The organism is Kitasatospora sp. NPDC048296 (assembly GCF_043201815.1).
Taxonomy (GTDB): Bacteria; Actinomycetota; Actinomycetes; order Streptomycetales; family Streptomycetaceae; genus Kitasatospora.
This window is the reverse complement of the sequence record NZ_JBICZB010000022.1, coordinates 84,437-109,280: the sequence shown is the minus strand read 5'-3', so window position 1 is coordinate 109,280 and position 24,844 is coordinate 84,437. Positions and strand designations below refer to the sequence as shown.

Here is a 24,844-nt window from a genome sequence, read left to right as displayed (position 1 = left end):
TTCTTCGGTCCCTGCCCCACCGTCCGGTTCTTGCGGATCTTGAAGTCCATCGCACCCCTTGCGCTGGGGTGTTGCGACGACCGCTAGAACCTAAGGGTGGCCGGGGGGCTTCCGGCGCTCAGAGGTTGGTGAGCTGGTCGCCCTTGGCGTCCTGGAGGACGTGGTCGACGCAGACCGCGAGGATGACCAGCAGGAGCGCGTCCTGCTGGCTGAGGACGTCCACGGCGTAGGCGTCGCGGACGGTGAACCAGCGTCGGGATATGTGGGCCAGGGTGGTGCCCTCGTGCTGGATGTCGAACTCGCGGTCCCAGAGGTTGCCGTTGACCTTCAGCCGGCGGCCGTCCTGGAGGCGGACCTTGAAGCGGTCGCCGAAGAGCGTGAACATCTTCTTGCTGATCTTGGCGGCCGGCTGGCCGTCCTGCTTGATCAGCAGGGTGTGGTGGATCGTGAAGGCCTTGCGGACGATGCTCGCGACGTGCTCGCCGCGGGTGTCGACCAGGGCGAAGGTGCGGCGCAGCCGGAAGAACTTCCGGTTGACGCGGTAGAGCTTCTCCCGGTGCTCCGTCTCGATCCAGGCCTCCTCGTGGAAGGCGAACATGCGGTCGCGGACCAGGTAACGCACAGCGGTTCCCCCGTGGTAGATCGTTTCCGCCGGCCCTGCGGCCCGGCGCGGCCCAGAGCGTAGCGGCTGGTCAGCGAGGGGGAGGGGGAGGGGGTACTGCTTTTACCGGTCTGCGACATTCCCCCTACACCACGGTGACGTGGAGCCGGGTGACGTGGATCGGGGGGACGCGGAGCTAGGCGATGCCCTGCCCGTCGATGTCCGCCCCCCACTCGTCCTCGCCGACGGCGCCCACGCAGTAGCCGCCGCCCTGCACGGTGCCGCCGGCCGCCTGGCACTGTTCGGCGGTGACGTCGTGCGGGAGCGCCCAGGCGGGTGCGGAACCGGCGAGGACGAGGACGGCGGCGGCGAGCAGGACGGCCGGCCGGGCCGGCGATGAAGTGATCATGTGTTTCACAGCAGCACACGCCAGGGACGGCCGCGAGTCGGGAGGGTCCGTTCGAGGGCCGTGCGGGCGGTTGTCCGGCGGTCTCCGGAGCAACGCGGTACTGCCGGGTCAGGTGCGGCCGATATTGACACAGCGGGACGTCGCATAAAGGACGATGAATTAATCCCATTTTCGCGCGCCGCGACATCCGCCGTTAAATGGCTTGTGTACATCCTTGATCCTGCTTAACTTGGATCTGTCCTCGAATGTCCGACCGGTCCCGGGCGGCAGGAGAAAGGGGAGGGAATGGTCAGGTTTTCCGATACGGTTCTGCTCGCCCTGGGTGATGCCGGCACCCTCAAGTCCGCGCTGTCCCCGCAGGGCGACACCACCGGAATCCAGACGCTGATCGGCGCGGTCAACGACCTCGACTTCGCCAGAATCGACAGGATCCAGGACATCACGGTCGGCGACGTCACGCTCCAGGTCCCGTTCTTCCCGCCCCGGCGCATCGAAGGTGATCTGAGCCGGATCGTGCCGAGCGACACCCAGGCGGATCCGAGACTCTCGCTCGCCCGGGATCCGATCTGGGTCGACATCCTCGCCCGCATCCGGGTCGATCTGGTCGCCGAGGTCGACCCAGGTGGAGTGGAGTCGACGGTGACGCGCCTGGTCGACAACATCGGCACACTGGATGATTTCCGCACCCAGGTCCCTTTCCTTGACCTCGACGAATTCATGAAACGTCATCGGCTGGCGACGGTCGAGGACCTCCGTGACGCCTATCAAGACCTGGTTGCCGAGATCCGGCTGTGCGCGCCACCGGTATTCGATCCGGCCGATCCGGTGAATGCGTACGGCGTCGACATCTCGGTCGCCGTCCTGATCCTGGACTCCCTCGACCTGGTCGCGGGGCTGCGGGCCGCCAAGGAACTCCGTGCGGCGACGAGCCATCTGCTGAGTCCCGCCCGGCCGTCCGTCCTGGGCGAGGCCAACGCACCGTACGCGGTGGCCGTGGTCCTGCCGAAGCCCGGAGCGGCGTCCGATCCGACCACAGGTGACGTGAGGAAACTGTTCGCCCGTGAGGACGTCCTCAGCCTCTTCTTCCCGACACCTTAGTGCTCTGACCGCACAGGTTCACCGGGTTCCCGCCCGGGCTGAGGCTGGGGCCGATCGGATGGGGACTGACATCCCGTCCAATGTGTGGAGGCGTGGTGGCTGATCCGGTCGGCAGCCACCGGGCATCCGAACCAGGCCGTCCAGACCCGCGAGCTGCACGGCGACCTGCACTCGAACGACCGCGGCTGCGCCATCAGTTGTCCGCGGGCTCGGAGCCGACGGCGCGCAGGCGCAGTTGCCATGTGTCGGTCTCGGCGGCGACCCGGACAACGATCAGGCCGGGGCGCGGGACGGCGAGCACGCTGGTGGTCCGTTCGGTGGTGGTGCCGGTGGCGGCGATCGTCCGGTTCGGATAGCCGGACCAGACCGCTGGCACCGGGCAGTCGCACGGCCCGACGGACCAGCAGCCGCAGGCGAAGGTCACCGACCAGTCGTTCGACGCGACCTCGGCCACCAGCTCCACGGGCGTCTCGTCCCGGACGGCGAACACGGTGCTGCCCTGTCCCGAACGCGTCGGTGGCAGGCTCTCGACCTCCGCCGGGCTCAGCAGCCGCACAGCCCACTCGCGCCGCCCGCCACGACCGTTCACCCGCAGGTGCGTCACATCGCGGGTCACCAGGCCCAGGGACTTGTGCACGACGGCCCACCCACCGGTCAGCCGGTCGTGGGTCCGCACCCGGTTCGCGGTCCTGGTGAGCGGCGAGATCGAGAGGAAGGCCTGCCTGGTGGCCCGCACCGCGACCTCGGCCACTGCGGCGGTTCCGGGCTCGGGCCAGCCGATGGCGAACACCTCCTCGGTCTCCTTCACCCCGTCCTGCATGCCGCGGTAGGTGAACGGGCCACGGCGCGAGAGCTCCGGCAGCGGCGGCACGGCGTCCTGGGGGACGGCGCCGACGACGGCGCTTCGCTTGAACCGCGGCGTCCGCGCCAGCGCGGGCGGCCTGCTCCTCCACACGTCACCGGCCCGGGGATCGACGGCCGTTGAGGCTGCGTCGGCTGCCGACCGTTCGGCTGCTCGGGCGGCGGCCTTGGGGGCCTTGGCGGCCAGATCGACGGGCCGACGGAGGATCAGCGCGGTGAGCAGACAGCCCAGCAGAAAGGCGATGACGACCAGCACGGTTCCCCCCAAGGAATTCGATCACCAGAGACTAGCCGGTCGAGATCCGATGGTGTGGTGATCAGCTTGCCCGGCGTCTCCTCAACTGGCCAAGCCGCGCTCGCACCTGCTCGTCGTCGTGCAGGTAGCCGCCCTCGGGGTCGATGGGCAGATCAATGCCGCGCAGCAGGTCCAGGGCCCAGGTCCTCCCGGACGAGGTCGTCATCGTTAGAGCCGTCGCGCGGCCCACTGGTCAGTCATCCTGTGCACTTTGACCGGCGCTGCCACCGCGGCTCCAGGCCAGGTGACGAGGAGCGTCACCGTCGGCGGTGGTCCCTGGGTGGTGGGAGTGTTCCCGGACAGCCGTCGCAGCTACGTCACCGACACCCACGCGAACGCCGTGTCGCGATCGACCCCGAGCTGCTCTGACCGCCCCGCGCGTCACCGAGGCCTGGCCACCTTCGGGGGCCAGGCGCCGGGGGTGAGGACGCCCAGGGCGTAGGCGCGGGCCACCAGGGCGGTGCGGTTGGGCAGTTGCCAGCGGCGGGTGAGCCGGGCGAGGTGGTAGTTGACGCCGTCCGCGGTGAGCCCGATCTCCTTGGCGATCCGGGCGGTGGTGGCGCCCCGGGCGGCCGCGGCGAGGATGCGGGCCTCGATCGGACTGACCGCGGCGCTCGGGTCGGGCGCCGGCGGAGCGGGCCGAACGGCGGGTTCGTCGAGGGCGCGCAACGAGAGCAACAGGTTCGGGGTCTGCTCCGGGGTGTCGCTGACCAGGTCGACGGTCATCTCGCCGTGGCGCTCGCCGCCGCCGGAAGGCCGCCAGGACACCCGGGCCGGGTACTGCGAGCGGCGGTGCAGCCGGACGGCCTCGGCGAGCGCCTGCAGGGTGGCGCTGTCCCGCAGGGTGAAGAACTCCAGGATCCGACGGCTGCGCAACTGCCCCGGCAGCATGCCGAATTCGGCCGCCATCGCGCGGTTGACGATCAGGATCCCGCCACCCCACGCCACCACGGCGATGGGCAGCGGCACATGGTCCAGCAGACGCAGCGCCCGGTTGCGCCAGATCACCGCGGCGTCCAGCCGGGTGCCCGGCGCCGGACCGCAGCCGTCGGTCGGTCGCATGCTCCGCTCTCCTCCCGCGGCAGCCGCCCGCATCAGATCTGACGGGTCGTGGGCAAGTCTTCGGATGCCGCTGCCACTACACAATCATGTAGTGATCGTTGCCGTGCGCATGTCCCGGGGGCGCAGAGTGGAGGAGTCGAGAACTTTCCTTGGGAGGGACCAAGCGATGACCGAGACCACGACCGATGCCGTGCCGACTCCACCGACCGCGGCGCCGGCCCGGGCCCAGAACGTCCCCCTGGTGGACATCTCCGCGCTGCCGCCGGTCTCCACCCCCGTGCTGCGGACCGTCGAGCTGGTCAGAGAGCATGGCCCGGCCTTCGTCCAGCGGTTGCACGGACGGGACACCGTGATGGTCAGCAGCCTGGAGCTGGTGGAGGAGCTGGCGGACGAGGACCGGTTCCGCAAGGCCATCGGCCCGGCGCTGGAGAACGTCCGCGAGTTCACCGGCGACGGCCTGTTCACCGCCTACAACGAGGAGCCCAACTGGGCCCGGGCGCACGACATCCTGATGCCCGCCTTCGCGCTCGGCTCGATGCGCACCTACCACCCGGTGATGCTGCGGGTGGCCCGCCGGCTGATCGGTTCCTGGGACCGCCGTGCGGCCGCCGGGCTGACGGTGGACGTGCCCGACGCCATGACCAGGATGACCCTGGACACCATCGGGCTGGCCGGGTTCGGCTTCGACTTCGGCTCCTTCGAACGGGACGACCTGCACCCGTTCGTCGAGGCGATGGTGCGCTGTCTGGAGTGGGCGATGACCAAGCTCACCCGTGACCCGGAGCTCGACCACAGCGAGCGCGACGCCGCGTTCCGCGCCGACGCCGACTACCTGGCCGGGGTGGTGGACGAGGTGATCACCGCCCGCGCCGAAAGCGGCGAGCAGGGCCCGGCCGAGGACCTGCTCGGGCTGATGCTGGGTGCGGTGCACCCCGTCGACGGCACCCGGCTGGACATCGAGAACATCCGCAACCAGGTGATCACCTTCCTGATCGCCGGTCACGAGACCACCTCGGGCGCGCTCTCCTTCGCGCTGTACTACCTGTCCAAGCACCCCTCCGAACTCCGGCGCCTCCAGCGGGAGGTGGACGCGCTCTGGGGCGACCAGGCCGACCCGGAGCCCTCGTACGAGGACGTCGGACGGCTGCGCCGCACCCGCCAGGTGCTCAACGAGGCGCTGCGGCTGTGGCCGACGGCACCCCAGTTCAGCCGGGAGGCGCGCGAGGAGACCCTGCTCGGCGGGCGGATCCCGGTCCGCCCCGGGCAGCCGATCTTCGTGGTGACCCCGATGCTGCACCGCGACCCGGCCTGGGGCGACAACCCGGAGCTGTTCGACCCGTCCCGGTTCGACCCCGAGCGGGAGGAGGCGCGCTCGCCGCACGCCTTCAAGCCCTTCGGTACCGGCGAACGCGCCTGCATCGGGCGGCAGTTCGCGCTGCACGAGGCCACCATGCTGCTGGCCATGCTGGTCCACCGCTACCGGCTGATCGACCACACCGACTACCGGCTGACCCTCAAGCAGACCCTCACCATCAAGCCCGACGGGTTCACCCTCGCCCTCGCCCCGCGCACCCCCGCGCCGGTGGCGCAGCCGGTCCGGAGTGCGGGCCCCGCCGAACGCTCCGAGCTGCCCGGCCGGGTCCGCCAGGGCACCGGGCTGCTGCTTTTGCACGGCTCCAACTACGGCGCCTGCCGCGAGTTCTCGCGCCAACTCGCGGACGTCGCCGGCGAACTCGGCTGCGCCACCGAGGTCGCCCCGCTGGACGCCTACGCGGACGGGCTGCCCACCGACCGGCCGGTGGTGATCACCGCGGCCTCCTACAACGGGCAGCCGACCGACGACGCGGCCGTGTTCGTCCGCCGCCTCCAGGAGGAGGGGCGGAGCGCGGACGGCGTCGAGTACGCGGTGCTCGGCATCGGTGACCGCACCTACGCCGCCACCTACCAGCGCATCCCCGCCCTGATCGACGACCGGCTCGCCGCCCTCGGCGGCACCCGGCTGCTCGCCCGCGCCGAGGCCGACGCCTCCGGCGACCTGGCCGGTACCGTCCGGGCGTTCACCGAGGCGCTGGGTGTCGCCCTGCTGGAGCGCTACGGGGACGCGGACGCCCCGGCGGTGCGGCAGGAGGAGGCCGCCTACACGGTGACCGAGCTGGTGGGCGGCCCGCTGGACGCGCTGGCCGCCCGGCACGGCATGGGCGAGCTGACCGTCACCGCCGTCGGCAGCCTGACCGACCCCGACTACCACCGGGTCAAGCGGCTGGTCCGGCTGGCCCTGCCGGAGGGGGTGGAGTACCGGACCGCCGACCACCTCACCGTGCTCCCGGCCAACGACCCGGAGCTGGTCGAGCGCGCCGCCAAGCTGTTCGGCGCCGAGCTCGACACGGTGCTCTCCGTCGTGGCGCACCGGCGCACCGGCCTGGCCGTGGACCGCCCGCTGACGGTGCGCGAACTGCTCACCCACCACGTCGAGTTGCAGGACCGCCCGACCGCCGGGCAGTGCGCCGTACTGGCCGGGATCAACCCCTGCCCGCCCGAGCAGGCCGCCCTGCGGGCGCTGCCCGCGGACGACCCGCGCACCCTGCTGGACCTGATCGAGGACCACTCGGCGCTGCGGGAGCGGCTGAGCTGGCCGGTGCTGCTGGAGCTGCTGCCGTCGATCCGGCCGCGGCACTACTCGATCTCCTCCTCGCCCGCCGGCGACGCGGGCCGGGTCGACCTGATGGTCTCGGTGCTGAGCGCGCCGGCCCGCTCGGGCCGGGGGACCTTCCGGGGCACCGGCTCCGGCTACCTCGACCGGGTGGCGGTCGGGGACACCGTGCGGGCCCGGGTGCAGCCGTGCCGGGAGGTGTTCCGGATCGGCCACGACACCCCGGTGATCATGATCGCGGCCGGTACCGGCCTGGCGCCCTTCCGCGGGGCCGTCGCCGATCGGTGCGCGCTCCTCGACGGCGGGGCGGAACTCGCCCCGGCGCTGCTGTACTTCGGCTGCGACGACCCGGAGGCGGACTACCTGCACCGGGCCGAACTGGAGGCGGCCCAGCGGACCGGCGCGGTCTCGATGCGGGCCGCGTTCAGCGAGCGGCCGGTGGACGGGCAGCGCTTCGTCCAGGACCGCATCGCCGTCGAGGCGGCGGAGGTCTGGGAGCTGCTCGCGGCCGGCGCCAAGGTGTACGCGTGCGGCGACGGCGCCCGGATGGCGCCGGGCGTGCGGGACGCGTTCCGGGCGCTCTACCGGCAGCGCACGCCCGGGGCGGACGAGCAGCAGGCGCGGGACTGGCTGCAGGGGCTGGTCGAGGGCGGCCGCTACGTCGAGGACGTGTACGCGGGCTGAAACGGGTCGTCCGCCCGCCGCGTGGTGCGGCGGGCGGACGGCTCCCGGGCCTGGTCCGGCGCGGGCCCTGGGAGTCAGTACACGTTCACCCGGTACTTGGCGAGCGCCGCGTTGACCGGCTGGTAGAAGGTCGTCCCGCCCACGGTGCAGTCGCCGCTGCCGCCGGAGGTGACGCCGAGCGCCTTGCCGCCCTCGTACAGCGGGCCGCCCGAGTCGCCGGGCTCGGCGCAGACGTCGGTCTGGATCAGGCCGCGGACGGTGTCGCCGCCGGTGTAGCGCACGGTGGCGTTGAGTCCGGTGACCGTGCCGGTGTGGGTGCCGCTGGTCGAGCCGGTGCGGGTGACCTGCTCGCCGACGTAGGCGTTCGGGGCGGAGGTGAAGCCGCCGGGGTGCTCCAGTGCGTTGTTGTCGTACCGGACCAGCGCGTAGTCGTGGTCCGGGAAGGTGGAGCTGACGGTCGGCCCGATCAGCGTGGTGTGGTCCTTGTCGGTGTACCAGGTGCCGGCGACGTTCCCGCAGTGGCCGGCGGTGAGGACGTAGTGGGTGCTCCCGCTCGACACGTTGAAACCGAGCGAGCAGCGGTACTTGTCGCCGTAAATGGCGTCGCCCGCGGCGAGCAGCGGGGTGAACGCCCCGGCGACGCGGTGGATGGTCAGGGTGTCGGCGGTGGGGCCGGCGGCGCGCATGAGCTTGGCGAGCCCGGCGGGGGACACGGTGCTGTCGGCGGTCACCACGACGCGGCCGGCGTCCTGGTCGACGTACCAGGCCGTCCCGTCGACCTCGGCGTTGAGGACGGCGTCGCTGACGGCCGCGAGCTGTTCGGCTGCGGCGGTGTGGGCGGTGTGGGCGGTGTGGGCGGGGACAGGGGCGGGGGCGGCTGTGGCGTCCGGCGCGGCGACCGCGGTGGCGGTCAGCAGGCCGAGGGTCACGGCGAGCAGCCGGCTGCGGCGCTTGGTGCCGGTGCGGGGGGTCCTGCGCATGGTCCTCACCGATCTCCTCCTGGGAGTGAGAGGCCCCTGAGGGGCTGGGGGCCGTGAGGCGCGGTCAGGAGATGGGCGGACACCTGCCGGTGCTGTCCGGAAGCACGGAGGATGATCTGCCCCTGACAGGCGCTGTCCGGAAGTATGAGGAAACGGACCGTTCGGTACAAGCTTCCTGACCAGGTGTCGGGGGACCCGCGCGTCACCGGTCGGCGGGAAACGCCGGAAGCATCCGAAGAAAGTGTTATCGCCCTGGGCGGTGGACGGTCTCCTGGGCATGGGAACGAACGCGCGACGCCGTGGCAGAGGTGCGCGGCCGGAACGCGGGGTTCGAGATGGGGCGCTCCGCGCGGAGATGAGGGTCTCCGGCCGCGTTCGTTCCCACGGCGCCCGGCCGGATCGTCCCGTCCGGCCGGGCGCCGCCCGGCGGTCCGCGCGCATTCCCCCACGGCGACGGACCGTCGGGTCCGCTCCGTCAGCTGCGGTCCAGCCGCCAGACCAACTCCTCGCCGGTTTCGGCCGGGGCGAGGGCCTCGGCGGGGCGACGTCGGTGCTCGGTGAAGCCGAGGCGGGCCGGGACGGCGGCGCTCGCGTGGTTGGCCGGGTCGTGCACGATCTCGACGAAGTCCACGCCGGGCAGCCGGAAGGCCTGCTCGGTCAGCGCCCCGGCGGTGCGAGTGGCGATCCCGCGGCCGGTCGCGGCGGGGTGCAGCCAGTAGCCGATCTCCCGGCCGTTCTCCGGGGTGTCGTCACGTCGGAACAGCCCGCAGGCGCCGACGATCGCGCCGTCCAGCAGGATCGCGTAGGTGAAGTCCTTGCCGCTCTCCCACAGCTCCGGCCGCTCGGCCAGGAACTCGGTGGTCTTCGCCAGGCTGTGCTCGGCGACCCACGGCATGAACGGCCGCAAGTGCTCCAGCGACTCCTCGATGACCCGGAAGAACTCGGGGAGGTCCGTCTCGCCGCGGAAACGGCGCAGCGTCACCTCACCCAACGGGATTTCCTGCTCTGCTAGCTCCATCTGTGGAGGATCGCCGTTACCCCGTCGCCCCGGCAACAGGATTACGGCGGACCTTCAGCCGGTGCAGCAGGGCGCCGACCGCGGCCACGACGGTGGCGATGACCAGCAGCGTCAGGTCGGCGAGGCCGTCCAGGGCGAGATCGAACCGGGGGTTGGCGGCCTGGTCGGTGAACTCCGGGTCCACCAGGCCGCCCGGGTCCTCGGTGACGCTGACCCGCTCGCCCGCGCTGTCGCCCGCCCCGCACCTCACGGACCCGCTGCGGCCCGGCGCGTCCTCGTAGCGCACCGCGCAGGAGTACGTGGTGGTCTTGCCGTGACTCACCCGGACGTCGGTGACCGTGCCGGGGTGGGCCACGCCGCGCATCGACAACACGGCGGCCTGCGCGGAGTTCACGCTGAGCAGCGGGACTCCGATCAGCGGCGCGAGCAGCAGTGCCAGCGCCACGAGCCGTAGGGGGCCGGACTGGCACAGACTCACCAGGGCGTAGAGCAGGCCGACCAGCCCGGTGATGACCAGCAACAGCGACGGGACCAGGAACCACAGGCCGAAGGCCCCCAACGCCCCGCCGAGCGGCAGCAGCACGGCGGCGGCCGGGATCCACAGGGCGGTCCGCAGCGGACGCTTCGGCCAGGGGACGTCGTTCCTCCCGCCCTGGCTGCCCCGGCCGGCGCGGCCGCTGCGGCCGCCGGGAGGTCTGGCCCCGGGGCCGGGCGGCGGTGTCTCGATTCGCGTCATGGCGGGAGATCCTGCCAGGTCAGGGGGTGGGCAGGAGGCGGCGGGGCGGGGTCCTTTGCCGGTCGGGGCGGCTTGTGAAGGCCGGCGGTGGGAGCGGTGGAGGTTGCCGGTGGCCGGTGTGCTCGCCCGCGCGGCGGGGTGGGGCGGCTGGCCTCGGCGTCAAGGGGGCACCGGCCCTCGCGAAAGGCGTTGTCGCGGCACGCTGCGACCGCCGACCGGCCTGTACGCGTCCTCGGGCTCAGGTCGCCGGCCTGGCCAGCGTTCGCAGGGCCCGCGCGGTGGGTGATCCGGGGTCGGCGGTGATCAGGACGACCTCCTGGTCATCCTCGGGCACGAGCAGGACGTCGCAGTTCAACCGCAGCGTGCCGGCTTCCGGGTGGTCCAGGGTCTTGGTGCGGTGCCCGGGGGCGTGGACCGGATGTGTCTGCCAGATCTGCCGGAACTCCTCGCTGCCGGCCTGCAGTTCACGCAGCAGGGCGGTCAGCCGCGGGTCGTGCGGGTAGCGGTCGGCGGACCGGCGCAGTCGCGCCACCACGATGTGCCCGAACTCCTCGGCGCCGGAACTCGCGTACATCCGCCCCCGGCCCAGGAAACGGCGCCGGGCCAGGTTCGTCGTCCCGCGTGCGAGGTCGCCGCCGAACAGTGCCTGGGCCAGGGGGTTCCAGGCGGCCACACCGTACGCCGCGTCAGTGACGATGGCAGCGGTCTCCGGCAGCCGCTCCAGCACCCGGGCGACGTGCGGGCGAACCCGCCGCACGGCGTTGCCGCCGGGCGGCGCGGTCGATCCCGCCAGCCGGAACAGGTGGCTGCGCTCGGCCGGCGTGAGACCCAGGACCTGGGCCAGCGCGTCCAGGATCCGGGCCGATGGCCGCGCTCCCCGGGCCTGCTCCAGCCGCGTGTAGTAGTCGACCGACATGTGGGCGAGCTCCGCCACCTCCTCGCGGCGCAGGCCCGGCGTGCGGCGGGCGGTGTTCGTCGTCGTCAGCCCCGCCTCGTGCGGACGCAGACCCGCCCGACGGTCCCGCAGAAAGCGGGCCAGTTCCTGCCGCGCCATGCCACCCCCTGGCCATGTGCCTGGTACGGACTGTCCCTGGCAGAGCGAGCGGCGCCAGAGGACCGTCGTGTCCATGAACGATCGCACAGCTCTCGTCACCGGTGCCAACAAGGGCATCGGCAAGCACATCGCCCGGCTGCTCGCAGCCGAGGGCCTCACCGTGTACGTGGGCGCCCGCGACCCGGGACGCGGACAGCGGGCCGTCGAGGAGATCGGTGCCGGCGCCCGGTCGCTGGTCCTCGACGTGACCGATCCCGACGGCATCGCACGAGCCGCGGCTCAGGTGGACCGCCTGGACGTGCTGGTCAACAACGCCGGGATCTCGCCGTCACTCGCCCCGCCGGCCGCCACCCGCGTCGAGGAGTTCCGGCGCACGTTCGAGACCAACGTGTTCGGGGTGGTGGCGGTGACCAATGCCGTCCTGCCGGCCCTGCGCCGGTCCCCGCACCCACGCATCGTCAACATCTCCAGCGGCACCGCGTCGCTGACCTGGAGCACGAACCCCAACCCCCAGTTCACCCCGGGAAGCGGTGGCGCCGCCGCCTACCGGTCGTCCAAGGCCGCCCTCAACGCCCTCACCGTCCTCTACGCCCAGACACTGGCCGAGGACGGTTTCAAGGTCAATGCGCTCGCCCCCGGCCTGCGGGCCACCGATCTCAACCCCCGGGCCGCCGCTGCCGGCGGTGACCCGGCCGAGGCCGCGCAGGGCGCCCTCCGCCTGGCCCTGCTGCCGGACGACGGGCCCACCGGAGGCTTCTTCTCCTGGGACGGAACGTCCGTGCCCTGGTGATCGGCGATCGGTGATCAGTCATGGGCTGCGCCGGGCGGCGAGGCCGGGCCTCCGTCGCAGGTGTTCCGCCTCGGATAGCGTCCGTCCCATGGAAAAGGGGAGTGCTGTGGGGCGGATGCGGGTGCTGCTGTTGGACGCGGCTCCGGGGGAGTTGCTCGATCGGGAACTGGGGCGTCTGGTCGGGCACGGTCTTGCCGTCACGCTGAACCTGCGGCGGGTGAGTGACCCGGCGGGTGTGACGGAAGCGTGGTCGGACCGGGTCGGGTTCACCGATGTCGATCCGTTCGACGAGTCGGCGCTGATCGGTGAGGTGGCTCGGGGCGGGCTCGGGTATCACGCGCTCAAGTCCCGGGCGGGCGTTCCGTTGGGGGCCGCGTTCCTCGCGGCGGCGACCGACCGGGCACTGGTCCATCGGCTCCGGGTGATCGGTCGGGCCGGTGCGGGCACCGACCATGTCGACCTGGTCGCCGCTGCCCGTCACGGTGTCACCGTCACCCACACGCCCGGCTCCAACGCCAACGCCGTCGCGGAATTCGCGCTGGCCCAGCTGCTGGCCCTGACCCGGAGTCTGGCGTCGTACAACGAAGCCTCGCACCAAGGACGTTGGAGCGCACCGACGGCTCCTGCGGTCGAGCTGTCGGAGCTGACCCTGGGCATCGTCGGGCTGGGGCGGATCGGCCTGGCGCTGGCCGAGCGCGCACGGGCCCTGGGCATGGACGTCCAGGGCTATGCGCGGCGCTCGACCCGGACGCCCGTCCGCAGGACGGCATCCCTCGAAGCCCTGCTCGCCACCAGCGACGTGGTGTCCCTGCACCTCCCGCTCACCCCGGACACCGAGGGGCTGATCGGCCCGGCCGGGCTGGCACTCATGCGGCCGGGATCGATCCTGCTGAACACCGCCCGGGGCGGCATCGTCGACGAACAGGCCCTGGCCGAGGCCCTGCGCGACCCGGCCCACCCGCTGGGGGCCGCCGCCGTCGACACCTTCGCCCACGAGCACGCCGCCTTCGCCTCGCCGCTCTTCGGCCTGCCCAACGCGCTGCTCACCCCGCACGTCGCCGGGATGACCGGAAGCGCCATGGCCGAGGCGGCCCTGCGCTGCGCGGACCACATCGCGGCGCTGCTCGCGGGGCGGCCGGACGGCGTCCCGGTGGTGACCTGACCGGACGGCGGCGACGTGTGGGGCGCGCTGCTCTCACGGCTCAGGTGATGCGGCTTCCGGCGGCCGGGCCTGGGCGGTGACGGCCCGCATCAGGGCCGCCGTCCGAGGGTCCGCCGGGAAGAAGGTCTCGATGGCGATCTCATCCAGGGTCACGTCCCGGGGCGAGCCGAAGACCGTCGTGGTGTAGAGCAGGGCGAGTTCGCCGTACTCGGTGGCCAGGCGCAGCGGGACCACCAGGTCACCGGCGGACCCGTCCGGGGCGGGCTCGCCCGCGTCCGCCGACAGGGCGGGGTAGGACTCCAACTCGGCCAGGAGCTCGGCCAGGCCCGCCGCCGAGGTGCGCTCCAGCTGGCGGCGGATACGGCGCAGCACGTGCGCCCGCCACTGGGCGAGGTTGCGGATGCGGCGGGCGAGGCCGTCGGGGTGCAGGGTCGCGCGCAGCACGTTGACCGGCGGTCGGGTCAGCTCCGGTGGTACGTCGGCGAGGAACAGTGCCATCGCCCGGTTCGCGGCGAGCATCTCCCAGCGGACGTTGACCGCGAGCGCCGGGTTGGGCTCGTGGCCGGTGAGGACGGCCTCCACGGCCGTGCGGGCGGCGCCCAGGTCGTCGAAGGCGCGTTCGGAGTGCACCGGAGCAAAGCCCGCGGCGAGGTAGAGGGAGTTGCGCTCGCGCAGGGGGACGTCGAGTTCGTCGCACAACCGCCGGATCATGTCCCGGCTCGGGTTGGCCCGCCCGGTCTCGATGCAGCTCAGATGCCGGGTGGACAGCTCGGCGGCGATCGACACGTCGAGCTGGGAGCGGTGCCGGCGCCGGCGCCAGCCGCGCAGCAACGCTCCGACCGGTTCGGCCGTGGTGGTGGTCATGGCGTCCAGGCTGCCCGGTGACGCGTGCGAGGGCAATGACCTCGGAGGTCATCGACGGGCAGCACGATTCGGCCGCACAGTCGTGAACCGCAAGCACGACCCGAACCACCGGACGAAGGGACACCGGCCATGACCGACACCGCAGTTGAGGACTTCGCGCAGTTCGACCGGTACGTGCGGTTCTGGAACACCGACGGCGAGGAACAGAGCCGGCTCGCGGACGCCGTCTTCACCGAGGGCGTCGAGTACCGCGCGATGGTCGGCGTGCTCAGCGGGGCGGAGGCGCTGATCGACCTCCGCCGGCAGTTCGTCGCCCACCTGGGTGCCGTCACGCTGCGCCTGCGCCGCACCCCCGAGGTGCACCACCAGCGGGCCAGGGTCGAGTGGGAGCTGCTGACCGGCGGGGGAGAGGGTGAGGGCACCTCCTTCGCCGAGGGGACGGATGTGGTCCAGCTGGACGAGGACGGTCGGATCAGCGCCGTCACCGTCTTCCTCGACCGTGCCCCCGAGGGCTTCGAGGCTGCTCCGCAGCACTAGGTCCGTGACGGCAGGACCTGCCAGGAAGGCTCCAGCGGCAGGACGTGCCCGGTCAGCGACTCGACGTCGGCCGGGACGTCCGCGCGGGCGCGCAGCGCGGGGAGTGCGTCGGCGGTGTAGGCAGCGTGGGCCTCGGCGGAGGTCCAGAGGGTGGTGACCAGGTAGCGGTCGGCGGCGAGGCGGGTGACGGTGCCCGCGAGCATGCCGCCGGCCGCTGCCATGCCGGGGGCCCAGACCTCGCGTTGGACCTCCAGGAAGTGGCCGGTACGGCCCGGGCGCAGCACGCAGTCGGCGGCGCGCAGCAGGGTGGCGTGCTTCAGGGCATTCGTGGGGAAGGGGGCCGAGCCCGGCATGGTGAGCGCCACCGGGCCGGCGGCCACCTGGATCGAGCTCCAACTGTTGTGCTGGGCCGCCTCGGTGGCGACCGCGTCATGACGTTCGCGCATGAAGCGGCCGTACGCCTCCTCGTCCGCCCAGAGGGCGAGCACGAGTGCCCGGCCGTCCGTGTGGGACCAGCCGCCCACCTGGCCGACCAGCCCCGTCTGGTCCGCGAGCGCCGCCCAGCGGCGCTGGCCGGCGGAGAAGGTCCCGTGTGCGCCTGGCCGCACCCGGCAGTCGATCCACTTGCCCCACATGTGGGCCATCATGCTGTGCCCGGGGGGAGGAGGATCAATCGGTCGGAGGTCGCCGGGGTGCTCCGTCCGGGGATGTAGGTGTGCCGGGCCGTGGAGAGGTCGGACGAACCGGCGAAGCCCCGTCGGCGGAGTGCGCCAACGGGGCCGTCGACGGGCCGTCGGGTGGGGGCCGCTAGCCCTGCTTGATCGCGGAGATGTCGAACTCCAGGACGACCTTGTCGCCGACCAGGACGCCGCCGCCCTCCAGTGCCGCGTTCCAGGTCACGCCGAAGTCCTTGCGGCTGATGGTCACCGAGCCCTCCAGGCCCACCCGCAGGTTGCCGTACGGGTCGACGGCGTTGCCGGTGTACTCGAAGTCGATGGTGACCGGGCGGGTGGTGTCCTTGATGGTGAGATCGCCGGTCACCCGGTACTCGGCATCGGAGCCTGGCTCGACGGAGGTGGTGCGGAAGGTGATGTCCGGGTAGTTGGGGGCGTCGAGGAAGTCGTTGGTGCGCAGGTGCTGGTCGCGTTGTTCGACTCCGGTGTCGATGCTCTCGGACTTGATCACCAGCTGGGCGGTCGAACGGGACGGGTCGCCGCCGTCCAGGTGGGCGGTGCCCTCGAACTGGTGGAACGCGCCGCGGACCTTGGTCACCATGGCGTGGCGTGCGACGAAGCCGATCCGGGTGTGGGCGGGGTCGAGGACGTAGTCCCCGGTGAGCTCGGGGAGCGAAACGGGCATGGTGTGCCTCCAAGGTGGTCCGGGTCCTGGCGGTGGTGCGCCCGGAGCGTTCCCGGACCACGCCGGGGCTTGCGCCTCCTCCGCCTGGCCAAGGCACGCTGCGGAGCGTCAGTGCAACCTGCCAGCCCGTCGCGCCACCACCTCGTGCGCCGCGCGGCACCCCCATGGCAAGTTAGCGCCAATGGGTGAAGGCAGGACCGGTCGAGGAAGGGCCGATGGCGGGTTCCTACGGAGTCCTGTCGCTGCCGCCCTGCCCGGTTCCGGGCGACTTTGGTTTCCGGCCGCCTGACCAGGCATGATCGGGGGCATGGTCGAACGAGTCATTGCAGCGTGTGACGGAGCAGCCAAGGGCAACCCGGGCCCGGCGGCCTGGGCCTACGTGGTCGCGGACAGCGCCGGGGCACCCCAGCGCTGGGAGGCCGGGCCGCTCGGGCACAGCACCAACAACATCGGCGAGCTGACGGCGCTTCAGGAGCTGCTGTCCGCCACCGACCCGGCCGTCCCGCTGGAGGTCCGGCTCGACAGCACCTACACCCGCGACTCGGTGACCAAGTGGCTCAAGGGCTGGAAGCGCAACGGCTGGAAGACGGCCGCGGGCAAGCCGGTGGCCAACCGCGAGCTGATCCAGCGGATCGACGAGCTCCTTGAGGGCCGGGACGTCACCTTCGTGTACGTCCCCGCCCACCAGGTGGACGGCGACCCGCTGAACGCCATCGCCGACAAGGCCGCCAGCGACGCCGCCCGCACCCAGCAGGCCGCCGCCGGGACCGCCGCCGACCTCCCGGTGCCCGACCCGGCCTCGGCCGTCAAGGCCCCCAAGGCCCGCAGCACCCGCCCCGCCGCCGCGAGCGGAACCGGGAGCACCGGCGGCACCATCAAGCGGACGGGCTCGCGCACCCTGAACGCCCGCTTCCCCGGCACCTGCCCGTGCAGCCGCCCGTACGCCAAGGGCGACAAGATCACCAAGGTGGGCAGTAGCTGGGGCCACCCGGAGTGCGCCGCCGCCCACGCCTGACCTGGGTCTTTTCGCGCCGTCGCCTGAGTACGGGTACTCAGGCGACGGCCCGGCCCGGCGGTGGACGATATCGGCCATGACGAAGCGCGGGACGAAGGACGGGCGGGGCCACCGCAAAGCCGTGGCGGTGGTCACGGCCGCAGGGATGCCGGCCCTCGGTGCGGTCGGGTACGACGCGGTGGTGGAGCTGCAGGAGGCCTGGGCGGGGCGGCCGTACCCCGTGGCCGATCCGGCCGCCGTCGCCAAGCACCTGGACGCCCGGACCCAGACCGTCTACGACGCCCTCGCCCTGCCGCCGGGCGCGGCGCTGGACCGCGAGCCCTGGGCCGGGGACGGGATCACGGCCCGGGTCTACGACGTCTGCCGTCCCCGGGGCATCTCCCACCTCCTGGAGAACATGAGCGACCGCGGAGCCGACGAGCCCCGCACGGCAACGCTCGACGCCGGCTTCATCCCCGAGCCCCACGGCCCCGGCGCAGCTGCGCGGCCACTGACCGCGATCGGCGCGTGACGGCGTGTGGACCTTTGAGTCCCCGGTCCGCCGCGCACCGTACAGGTCGGTGAGCGGGCCGGAAGGAAGGTGAGAGTGATGATCGTCTCCGAGACACCGGAGTTCCACGTCGGCGACCGGGTGTGGGTCTACCGCGACTCCTCCTACGGCACGGTCGAGAGCGCCGTGGTCGTGGACACCCCGGCCGACCGCAGCCTCCGCCTGAGGTTCGCCGACGGCCACCGCAACCACCTCCGGAGCGGCCGGGTGGAGCTGCACGCACCGTGCAGGGAAAGCGCGTTGACAGACCGTTAAGAACGGAGGTCGGTAGCCCGCCGACCGGTGGGACCGCTGTCATCATGAACATGATTCCGGCGGCGGCGCCGGAACCGATGGTGAGGAGCGGGTGTGGGGGAAGTCGGAACGGAGATCAACCAGCCGCGGCAGCAGCCGGTGGCGATGGCGGACGGACAGGTCGGCCTCAACGGTGCGATCGCGGCCGCGCTGACCCGGGCGGTGGGCTCGATGCCCGCCCTGTACGTCACGCTGGTGGTGGTCGGCGGGTGGATGGCGCTGGCGACCTGGGGGCCGCTGCACTCGGTCGACCCGTACCCCTTCGGCTTCCTGCTGTTCCTCGACAACGTGGTCCAACTGGTGCTCTGCCTGGCGATCCTGGTCGGCCAGCGAGTGCTCGGCCAGGCCGCCGACCGCCGGGCGGTGCAGACCTACGAGAACGCCGAGGCGATCTTCGCCCGGGTCGCCGACCTCCAGATGCACCTGGACCGGCACGATCAGGCGCTCGGCCGCGGGGTGAGCCTGTTGGAGACCAGCGGGCACCCGTGGATCCAGCGGCACCGGGTGCAGCCGCCGCCACAGGCGTTGGACCAGGTCACCGGGGTCAACGGGCGGATCGCGGCCTGGCTGACCGGGCGGCTGGGCAGCATGTGGGCGTTCTACCTCGCGGCCGTGACGCAGGTGGTCTGGATCGGCATGTCCCAGCTGGGGCTGCAGACCTTCGACCCGTACCCGTTCGCCTTCATGAGCTTCCTGTCCACCCTGGCCCAGCTGATCTTCATGATCGTGATCATGGTCGGCCAGGACGTGCTGGGAAAGGCCGGTGACCGCCGTGCCGAGCAGACCCTGCTGGACGCCGAGGCCGTCCTGCACGAGTGCGGCCGGATGAAGGCCCGGCTGGAGGCGCAGGGGAAGATCATCGAGAGCCTGGCCGACTACACCAGCGCCCAGGTCACCCGGCACCTGGCGCGGGCCATCCACCAGAGCCGGCTGACGGCGGCGGTCGAGGACGGCGAGGAGCCGGGCAGCCGGCCTGTCCTGCTGCCCTGGGAGGAGCTGCCCGAAGAGCTGAGGGCGGCCAACCGGCGCCAGGCCCGGCAGCTCGGCGAACGCCTCGCCACGGTCGGCTGCCTGATGGTGCCCACCTCCGAACAGGTGGCCTCCGACGCCGTCGGGGGCTTCGAGGACTTCACCGAGGAGGAGGCCGAGGTGCTGGCCCGGCTGGAGCACGAACACGAGCACCGCTACGGGACGGGCGCCGATTCGGAGGTGCCCGTCCCCGGCCAGCGGGACGGCCGGGCGGAGTTCCTGCCCTGGGAGGAGCTGTCCGACCGGGCCCGCGCCCGTACGGTGGAGTCGGTGCGCCGCATTCCCGCGATCCTGGCCGACGTCGGCTTCCAGGTGGTGCGGATCGGCCGCGTCGCGGACGGCGTCGGGGAGTTGGACTTCACCCCCGAGGACTGGGCGACCCTCGGCCGCGCCCTGATGGCCTCCGGCGTCCTGGTCGCCCTCGCCGAGGGCGTGGCCGATCCCGAGGAGATCATCGCGATCGTCAAGCTGCTGCGCGAGGCCAGCGGTACCCACCAGCGGCGGCTCATCCGTGAGCTCGCGGCGGCCTCCACCTTCGACACCGGGCTGCGCCCCGACACCCGGTACGACGAGTACCGGGGGCCGGCGCTGGAGACCATCCGGGACGCCACCCGAATCGTGGCCGAGCACGCGCCGGACGAACTCGCCGAGTACCGTGCCTTCCTGCTGCAGATCGCGACCGTCGTCGCCGACGCCAACGAGGAGGGCGGCATCCTCGGCCTGGGCGCGCGCACCCGGGTGCCCAACGAGCTCGCGGCCATGGATGCCGTCCGGGTGGCGAGCGACCTCGATGTGCCGGAGGCCGCGCGCGACAAGGTCGGCCTGCGCAAACGCGGTTGAACGGACGCGACCGGCCGACCGTGGAGGCGGTCGGCCGGTCGGTGCGTCAGGAGGGGATCGCCGTCAGGCGGATCACTTCTCCTGCGCCATGGACTTGATGTCCTCGAAGCTCATGCCGATCTTGTTGAAGGCACGGGCCTGGGCCTCCGGCACACCGAGCGCGGCCAGCTCCTTGAGCTGGGCGTCGGTCAGCGGAGCGGCATCGGTGCTGACCGGCGGGACGGCGCCCGACCCGGTCCGGTCACCGAGGTCGGAGCCCGTGCCGCCGGCGGCCAGCATGAAGAAGGTCTTCATGAGGTCCTCGGTGGTCATCTTGTTCGGCGCGGACGGGGCCTCGACCTTGGGGGCGTCCTGGGTGAAGGTCAGCTTCACCGGGAAGTTGACGCCCGGCTCGATCTTCTTCGCCAGCTGCGCCATGTCGAAGGTGGCCGAGGAGAGCGAGCCGTCCTTGAGGTAGAGGTCGGCGCCGACGTTCTTGTCCGGGACGCCGGTCGGGGCCTCGGTCGGGAACTTCTTGAACTGCTGGGGGAACTTGGTGGAGAGCGGCTTGAGGGCCTTGTACAGCTCGTCCACGGCCTGGCGGGCCGGGGCGCTCATCCAGATGTGCTCGGTGCCGTCCTTCGTGCCCTTGTCCTCGAAGGTGACCGTCCGGTTGAAGACGTCCTTCAGCGAGTCGAAGAGCTCCTTGCCGGCCTGCGGGTCGACCGAGGGCACCGCCTCCGGCTTGCCGCCCTTGGCGCCGTCGTCCTTCTTGGCCTCGTCGGCGAGCTCCTGAAGGTCGAACGACGTCCAGTTGCCGCTCAGCAGGCTCTTGGCGGGGGCCATGTCGGACGGGAGGTCCTTGGTGACGGCGTCGACCTCGGACGGGTCCTGACCGGTGAGCTTCAGCACGCTCTTCAGGTCGATCTGCAGGTACCCCTTGGCCTCGAGCTGGCGGTACTCGAGGAGCGGGGTGCCCTTCCTGTCGGCGATGCGGTAGGAGATCCGCACCGACTTGTCGAGTGTGATGTCCTTCTGGTCCTTGGTCGCCGCGTTCTTGAAGGCGTCGATGTCCTTGAGCGGCTTGTCGGCGGAGACCGCGACGGAGAGGGACAGTCCGGACAGGCCCTGGGCGCTCTTCTCGTCGGCCGCCTCGCCGGTGGCCTTGGTGAAGGCGACGATCTGCTCGGGGGTGGCGTCGACGGAGAGCGTGAAGCCGGCCGACTTGCCGTCACCGACCTTGTTGAAGGCCTTCGACACCTTCTGGGCGGCCGAGATCTGCTCGGCGGTGCCGCAGGCGGTGAGGCCCGTGGCGAGGACGGACGCGGTGACCGCGATGGGCAGCGCGCCGCGCGCGGCCTTGCGGATGGCGATGTTGATGGTGCAACTCCTGTGTGACAGGGCCTGATCGAACGGGGCCAGGCCGGTCCCTCCCCTGTGGCGAAGCGCGCCACAGCGCCTACACATGTGATCACATTATCAGCAAGGTGACACGCGATTTTTTGACCCGGCTTTTAACTGATCTGGCCGATAGCATGACCGAATGGCCGAAGTCCGACTTACACGCACTGGTCCCCGGCCGCTCACCCCGGTCTCGGCATCAGGACACACGACCGGCTCGTAGGTGATCGACTCAGTCCGTATCGACGCTGAGAAGGACTGCCTCCCCTCCGACGTCATGCAGGGACTCGGCGCCTCCGGCCGCTTCGAGGCAGGCGTTCGCGCGGCCGGACTCGGCTGGCTGGACCGACCCCGCAACCGACACCCCTCCCGCAGCGTCTATGCTCGTCGACCGTGCTCGTTCGATCACGGCGAGCCACACGGAGCTTCTTGGGGGAGAGCAGCCGATGCCCGATGCGGTGGGGTACACCGTCCAGCCCGACGCGCTGGAACACGTGACGACGGCACTCGACAACGTCGCAACCGACCTGACGTCGGCCAACCAGGCCTACACCGCGCAGACGCTCTACCAGTCCGCCGACTTCGGCGAGTTCGGTGTGGACCAGGCGTGGGCAGGCTTCGACACCAACTGGGACCAGGAACTGCACGTCACCCAGCGCGCCGTGACGGAACTGGTCCAGAAGATGTCGGCCACCAGCGCCAACTACCGCGCCGCGGAAACGAAGCTCGCCGCGTCGCTGACCCCGGCGCAGTCCCGATGAGCAAGGTCGCAGACCTGCAGAAGGCGCAGCAGGCCATCACTCACCCCGGCTCCGGTTTCTTCGTCGGCGCCGCACTGCTCAGCGCGATCGACAAGGCCCTGGCCGTGGCCGGGCCGACCGGAAACCCGGGCGTGATACGTGAGCGGGCCAAGGCGTACGCGGATACCGCCAAGGCCTATGCCAAGGCGTCCACCGACCTCGGGGAGGTCGCCGACAACCGGCTGCCGAACGCCTGGACCGGCTCGGTCGCCGAGAACGCCACCCAGTCCATCCGGGCGCTGGCGAACGAACTGGCCGTCTCCCAGAAGTCCTTGGAGCAGGCCGCCACCGAGCTGAACGCCTGGGCGGACAATCTGGAAGGGGCTCAGAGCACCGACGCGCAGGGCGTGACCGCCCTGGAGAACGTGCAGAAGTCACTCGCCCACGACGCCTTCGACACCGACAAGGCCCTCGCCGCCATCGAACCCGCCAACACTGCCGTGGGAACCAGGATCTCGGCCGCCCAGCGGGCGGAGAGCCGCGGCACCCACGCCGCGAGCATGCTCAACCAGCTCGCCGCCAGGGCCCGCACCGAGCGCGCCGGACAGGGGCCGATCGATCCTCTCGCAGCGCTGGTGCTGGCGAACGAGAAGGGGCCCGGCGGCGGTGCGGACGGCGACTACATCCTGACGGACAGCCAGCTCGACCGCGCCAAGCAGTTCATGTCCGTGATGAACGGCACCGACCAGCTCGCCTTCCAGAAGCTCCTGTCCGGCGCCAAGTCACCGGAGGAGGCCGCCTACCTCTGGAAGGCCCTGGCGGCCGGCCACTCGGTGGCCGACGTCCAGCAGTTCGCCGCGCTGATCCACCCCCACGGCGACGACCCGCGCTGGCTGTCCGAGCACCTGGTTCCGGCGCTCAGTACGGATCCCTTGCAGGAGGAGTCCACCACTCACGCGATAGAGCTGAACTACAAGGGCGCCCAGATCCTCGACGGTTACGACATCTACAGCCAGCGCAACGTCGGCGACTGCGTCGCCGCCTCCACGGTGGTCGCGAGTCTCAAACTCGACCCGGTGACGATGCTCCAGCTCACCACCGGCAACATGACCGACGTACCGGGAGCCGACTCGCCCGACTACTTCAAGCAGCGCCTCCAGCAGCTCTTCATCGGTCAGTACCAGCAGGGCCAGCTGGCCGACGGCAACCAGAAGGTCTACCCGGACAACGGCGGCGGGATCGGCCCGAAGGGCGGCACCTTCCTCGCCAACCAGAACCTCGGGAAGGCCACGGGCTCGACCTACGAGTACGTCAACCTGGACACCGACGACGACCGGCGCGCGGCCGTCACCCGGATCGAGAAGGCCCTGGACGAGGGCAAGCCGGTGCCGTTCTGCGCCTTCGACGAGGCAAGCAAGGCGGCCGGCAAGGACGGCGGCTACCACCAGATGGTGATCGTGGCCCGGGACGGCGACCGGCTGCAGGTGTACAACCCGTGGGGCCAGTCGGTGTGGGTGACTGAGGACCAGTTCATCCACAACCACCTGAACGACGGTGGCCTCACCGACACGGCGAACATCAACCGGCCCTACGGCGTGGAGCTGCCGCAATGACCAACATCCTCCCGGACGCCGAACTGATGACCGGCTACGACGTCGAGGCCGCCATCACCCGCGGCCTGCTGATCGACGGCGTCCCGCGCCGGGTGCTCTTCGGCGAGGCCGCGATCGCCGCCTCCTGCCAGGCCGAGGCCCTGCACATCGGCCCCGGCCCGCTGGGCGTCCTGGCCCAGTACGTCCGCGCCGGCGGCTTCTCCGGCGCGCTCGACCTGCCCGAGCCGGTGATCGGCCGGGAGCCGGGCGAGTTGGTCCGCGGCTGGCTGCGCGCGGCCGCGGCCGGCGGGGCGGACCTCCAGTGCGAGGTCCTGTTCGCCCGCTGGCTGGCCTCGGTCGCGCTACTGATCACCATGCGTCGCCGAGTCCGGGAAGAGGGCAAGTGATGCGCCGAACCATCATCACCACCGTGGTGGCACTCCTGGCCGTCGCCTTGCTGCTCGTCTCCTACCTCGACGGCTGGTGGTCCGACTCCGGCCCGGCCGGCACCACGGCCGCCACCGCCACCCGACCACAGGTGGAGGTGCCCCTCCCCGCCGAGGCGTGGAACGCCACCTCCCCGTACCCGCCCAGCACGGTGACCCTGGCGGTCGGACAGCAGCTCGGCGTCAGAACGACCGGGGGTGCCCGGCCGAAGAACTGGTACCTCGACTCGGCGGGCGACGGCAGCGTGCTGCGGCCCGGTCCGGACTTCGTCATCAGCCCCTGCCCCACGGACCCGCCCGCAGCAGGCTGCGGCTCCGAGTTCGACCTGACCTTCAGTGCCCTGGCGCCTGGAACCACCACACTGACGTGGTTGTTCGGCGAGGGGGGCTGCAGTGCCGGCGTACCGAAGTACGAGGGGGACAGGTGCGACATCTCCAAGAGTATCCAGGTCACCGTCCGCTGAACATCACAAGGAACCTCGATGGCCCCGGCCGCCCCGCACATCACCCCGTCTCCCCGAACCGCGAGGGCGGGAGCTGATGCGGCGCGCCCTCGCCGCTGTGACGGGTGATCCTGGCCGCCGCCGGCGAGCGGCTCGGCGTGCCCGGCGGGCTGGAGAGCATCACGGCCGTGACGTGGGAACTCGTTGCGGCGGGCGACGGTGCCGTACTCCGGCGCGGGCCGGACGTCATCATCATGCCCTGCCCGCAGGACACGATCGGCTGCGATGCCGGGGGCGACCAGACCTTCACTACCGCTCGCTGGGGGATCTGACCGCGCAGGACGTTGTGCTGTCC

Annotated in this window: 27 protein-coding genes; 14 read left to right on the top strand and 13 right to left on the bottom strand. The window is 71.7% G+C overall.

What is annotated here, in order from left to right:
* Positions 1–118 precede the first annotated feature (118 nt).
* Together ACGF12_RS16005 and ACGF12_RS16000 are read right to left on the bottom strand one after the other, a co-directional pair.
* On the bottom strand, positions 119–622 hold the full coding sequence (locus ACGF12_RS16005; protein WP_393029388.1) for an LURP-one-related/scramblase family protein: 504 nt from the start codon (positions 620–622) through the stop codon (positions 119–121).
* 175 nt (positions 623–797) lie between these two features.
* Positions 798–1,010 carry a hypothetical protein gene (locus tag ACGF12_RS16000; protein ID WP_393029385.1) on the bottom strand — a complete coding sequence of 71 codons (213 nt, stop codon included), beginning with the start codon at positions 1,008–1,010 and terminating at the stop codon, positions 798–800.
* Positions 1,011–1,295: 285 nt separating this feature from the next.
* Between ACGF12_RS16000 and ACGF12_RS15995 the strand changes: the two genes are divergently transcribed.
* Entirely contained in the window at positions 1,296–2,108 is an 813-nt protein-coding gene (locus ACGF12_RS15995; RefSeq protein ID WP_393029382.1) for a hypothetical protein, read from the top strand.
* A 193-nt stretch (positions 2,109–2,301) separates the two neighbouring features.
* Here the strand turns inward: ACGF12_RS15995 and ACGF12_RS15990 are convergent, their stop codons facing one another.
* The 3 genes from ACGF12_RS15990 to ACGF12_RS15980 all read right to left on the bottom strand — a co-directional run bounded on the left by ACGF12_RS15990 (position 2,302) and on the right by ACGF12_RS15980 (position 4,326).
* Positions 2,302–3,225, bottom strand: coding sequence for a hypothetical protein (locus ACGF12_RS15990; RefSeq protein ID WP_393029379.1), 924 nt, complete (start codon positions 3,223–3,225; stop codon positions 2,302–2,304).
* A gap of 61 nt (positions 3,226–3,286) precedes the next feature.
* Positions 3,287–3,430, bottom strand: a complete 144-nt coding sequence (locus ACGF12_RS15985) for a hypothetical protein (protein ID WP_393029376.1) — start codon at positions 3,428–3,430, stop codon at positions 3,287–3,289.
* Between the two features lie 215 nt (positions 3,431–3,645).
* Positions 3,646–4,326 (bottom strand): LuxR C-terminal-related transcriptional regulator, encoded by a 681-nt coding sequence (locus ACGF12_RS15980; RefSeq protein WP_393029373.1) that lies wholly within the window; start codon positions 4,324–4,326, stop codon positions 3,646–3,648.
* A gap of 166 nt (positions 4,327–4,492) precedes the next feature.
* Here ACGF12_RS15980 and ACGF12_RS15975 point away from each other — a divergent pair, with 166 nt between their 5' ends.
* Entirely contained in the window at positions 4,493–7,660 is a 3,168-nt protein-coding gene (locus ACGF12_RS15975; protein WP_393029370.1) for a cytochrome P450, read from the top strand.
* Positions 7,661–7,734: 74 nt separating this feature from the next.
* On the opposite strand, the gene ACGF12_RS15970 is transcribed toward ACGF12_RS15975, so the two are convergent.
* The 4 genes from ACGF12_RS15970 to ACGF12_RS15955 form a co-directional block, all read right to left on the bottom strand.
* Positions 7,735–8,649, bottom strand: coding sequence for a S1 family peptidase (locus tag ACGF12_RS15970; RefSeq protein ID WP_393029367.1), 915 nt, complete (start codon positions 8,647–8,649; stop codon positions 7,735–7,737).
* Between the two features lie 466 nt (positions 8,650–9,115).
* A complete protein-coding gene (locus tag ACGF12_RS15965) occupies positions 9,116–9,658 on the bottom strand; it encodes a GNAT family N-acetyltransferase (protein ID WP_393029365.1) in 543 nt (180 codons plus the stop codon).
* 16 nt (positions 9,659–9,674) lie between these two features.
* Positions 9,675–10,394, bottom strand: coding sequence for a hypothetical protein (locus ACGF12_RS15960; RefSeq protein WP_393029362.1), 720 nt, complete (start codon positions 10,392–10,394; stop codon positions 9,675–9,677).
* A gap of 238 nt (positions 10,395–10,632) precedes the next feature.
* Positions 10,633–11,448 (bottom strand): helix-turn-helix transcriptional regulator, encoded by an 816-nt coding sequence (locus ACGF12_RS15955; protein WP_393029359.1) that lies wholly within the window; start codon positions 11,446–11,448, stop codon positions 10,633–10,635.
* Between the two features lie 73 nt (positions 11,449–11,521).
* Here ACGF12_RS15955 and ACGF12_RS15950 point away from each other — a divergent pair, with 73 nt between their 5' ends.
* Both ACGF12_RS15950 and ACGF12_RS15945 read left to right on the top strand, forming a co-directional pair.
* Positions 11,522–12,238 carry an SDR family oxidoreductase gene (locus tag ACGF12_RS15950; RefSeq protein WP_393029356.1) on the top strand — a complete coding sequence of 239 codons (717 nt, stop codon included), beginning with the start codon at positions 11,522–11,524 and terminating at the stop codon, positions 12,236–12,238.
* Between the two features lie 88 nt (positions 12,239–12,326).
* Positions 12,327–13,400, top strand: a complete 1,074-nt coding sequence (locus tag ACGF12_RS15945; protein ID WP_393029353.1) for an NAD(P)-dependent oxidoreductase — start codon at positions 12,327–12,329, stop codon at positions 13,398–13,400.
* Positions 13,401–13,433: 33 nt separating this feature from the next.
* On the opposite strand, the gene ACGF12_RS15940 is transcribed toward ACGF12_RS15945, so the two are convergent.
* A complete protein-coding gene (locus tag ACGF12_RS15940) occupies positions 13,434–14,264 on the bottom strand; it encodes a helix-turn-helix domain-containing protein (RefSeq protein WP_393029350.1) in 831 nt (276 codons plus the stop codon).
* Positions 14,265–14,393: 129 nt separating this feature from the next.
* Between ACGF12_RS15940 and ACGF12_RS15935 the strand changes: the two genes are divergently transcribed.
* Positions 14,394–14,801 carry a nuclear transport factor 2 family protein gene (locus ACGF12_RS15935; protein WP_393029347.1) on the top strand — a complete coding sequence of 136 codons (408 nt, stop codon included), beginning with the start codon at positions 14,394–14,396 and terminating at the stop codon, positions 14,799–14,801.
* Here the strand turns inward: ACGF12_RS15935 and ACGF12_RS15930 are convergent.
* A complete protein-coding gene (locus tag ACGF12_RS15930) occupies positions 14,798–15,436 on the bottom strand; it encodes a DUF4937 domain-containing protein (protein WP_393029344.1) in 639 nt (212 codons plus the stop codon). The genes ACGF12_RS15935 and ACGF12_RS15930 overlap by 4 nt on opposite strands.
* A gap of 172 nt (positions 15,437–15,608) precedes the next feature.
* Positions 15,609–16,160 carry a YceI family protein gene (locus ACGF12_RS15925; protein ID WP_393029342.1) on the bottom strand — a complete coding sequence of 184 codons (552 nt, stop codon included), beginning with the start codon at positions 16,158–16,160 and terminating at the stop codon, positions 15,609–15,611.
* A gap of 307 nt (positions 16,161–16,467) precedes the next feature.
* On the opposite strand from ACGF12_RS15925, the gene ACGF12_RS15920 reads away from it, so the two are divergent.
* The 4 genes from ACGF12_RS15920 (at position 16,468) to ACGF12_RS15905 (ending at position 19,888) form a co-directional block, all read left to right on the top strand.
* The gene (locus tag ACGF12_RS15920) at positions 16,468–17,175 is read left to right on the top strand and encodes a ribonuclease H (protein ID WP_393029339.1); all 708 of its coding nucleotides are present in this window, start codon (positions 16,468–16,470) and stop codon (positions 17,173–17,175) included.
* A gap of 76 nt (positions 17,176–17,251) precedes the next feature.
* Positions 17,252–17,686 (top strand): hypothetical protein, encoded by a 435-nt coding sequence (locus tag ACGF12_RS15915; protein WP_393029336.1) that lies wholly within the window; start codon positions 17,252–17,254, stop codon positions 17,684–17,686.
* Positions 17,687–17,764: 78 nt separating this feature from the next.
* The gene (locus ACGF12_RS15910) at positions 17,765–17,980 is read left to right on the top strand and encodes a hypothetical protein (protein WP_393029334.1); all 216 of its coding nucleotides are present in this window, start codon (positions 17,765–17,767) and stop codon (positions 17,978–17,980) included.
* 93 nt (positions 17,981–18,073) lie between these two features.
* Positions 18,074–19,888, top strand: a complete 1,815-nt coding sequence (locus ACGF12_RS15905) for a DUF1003 domain-containing protein (RefSeq protein WP_393029331.1) — start codon at positions 18,074–18,076, stop codon at positions 19,886–19,888.
* A 72-nt stretch (positions 19,889–19,960) separates the two neighbouring features.
* On the opposite strand, the gene ACGF12_RS15900 is transcribed toward ACGF12_RS15905, so the two are convergent.
* On the bottom strand, positions 19,961–21,334 hold the full coding sequence (locus ACGF12_RS15900; protein WP_393029328.1) for a hypothetical protein: 1,374 nt from the start codon (positions 21,332–21,334) through the stop codon (positions 19,961–19,963).
* Between the two features lie 380 nt (positions 21,335–21,714).
* On the opposite strand from ACGF12_RS15900, the gene ACGF12_RS15895 reads away from it, so the two are divergent.
* The 5 genes from ACGF12_RS15895 to ACGF12_RS15875 all read left to right on the top strand — a co-directional run bounded on the left by ACGF12_RS15895 (position 21,715) and on the right by ACGF12_RS15875 (position 24,821).
* Positions 21,715–22,029: a type VII secretion target gene (locus ACGF12_RS15895; protein ID WP_393029325.1), complete on the top strand. Its 315-nt coding sequence runs from the start codon at positions 21,715–21,717 to the stop codon at positions 22,027–22,029.
* Positions 22,026–23,621 (top strand): hypothetical protein, encoded by a 1,596-nt coding sequence (locus ACGF12_RS15890; RefSeq protein ID WP_393029322.1) that lies wholly within the window; start codon positions 22,026–22,028, stop codon positions 23,619–23,621. The genes ACGF12_RS15895 and ACGF12_RS15890 overlap by 4 nt, the downstream gene beginning before the upstream one ends.
* On the top strand, positions 23,618–24,007 hold the full coding sequence (locus ACGF12_RS15885) for a hypothetical protein (protein WP_393029319.1): 390 nt from the start codon (positions 23,618–23,620) through the stop codon (positions 24,005–24,007). Before ACGF12_RS15890 ends, ACGF12_RS15885 begins: the two co-directional genes overlap by 4 nt.
* Positions 24,007–24,510, top strand: coding sequence for a hypothetical protein (locus ACGF12_RS15880; RefSeq protein WP_393029316.1), 504 nt, complete (start codon positions 24,007–24,009; stop codon positions 24,508–24,510). The genes ACGF12_RS15885 and ACGF12_RS15880 overlap by 1 nt, the downstream gene beginning before the upstream one ends.
* A gap of 104 nt (positions 24,511–24,614) precedes the next feature.
* Positions 24,615–24,821: a hypothetical protein gene (locus ACGF12_RS15875; protein WP_393029313.1), complete on the top strand. Its 207-nt coding sequence runs from the start codon at positions 24,615–24,617 to the stop codon at positions 24,819–24,821.
* Positions 24,822–24,844: the final 23 nt, after the last annotated feature.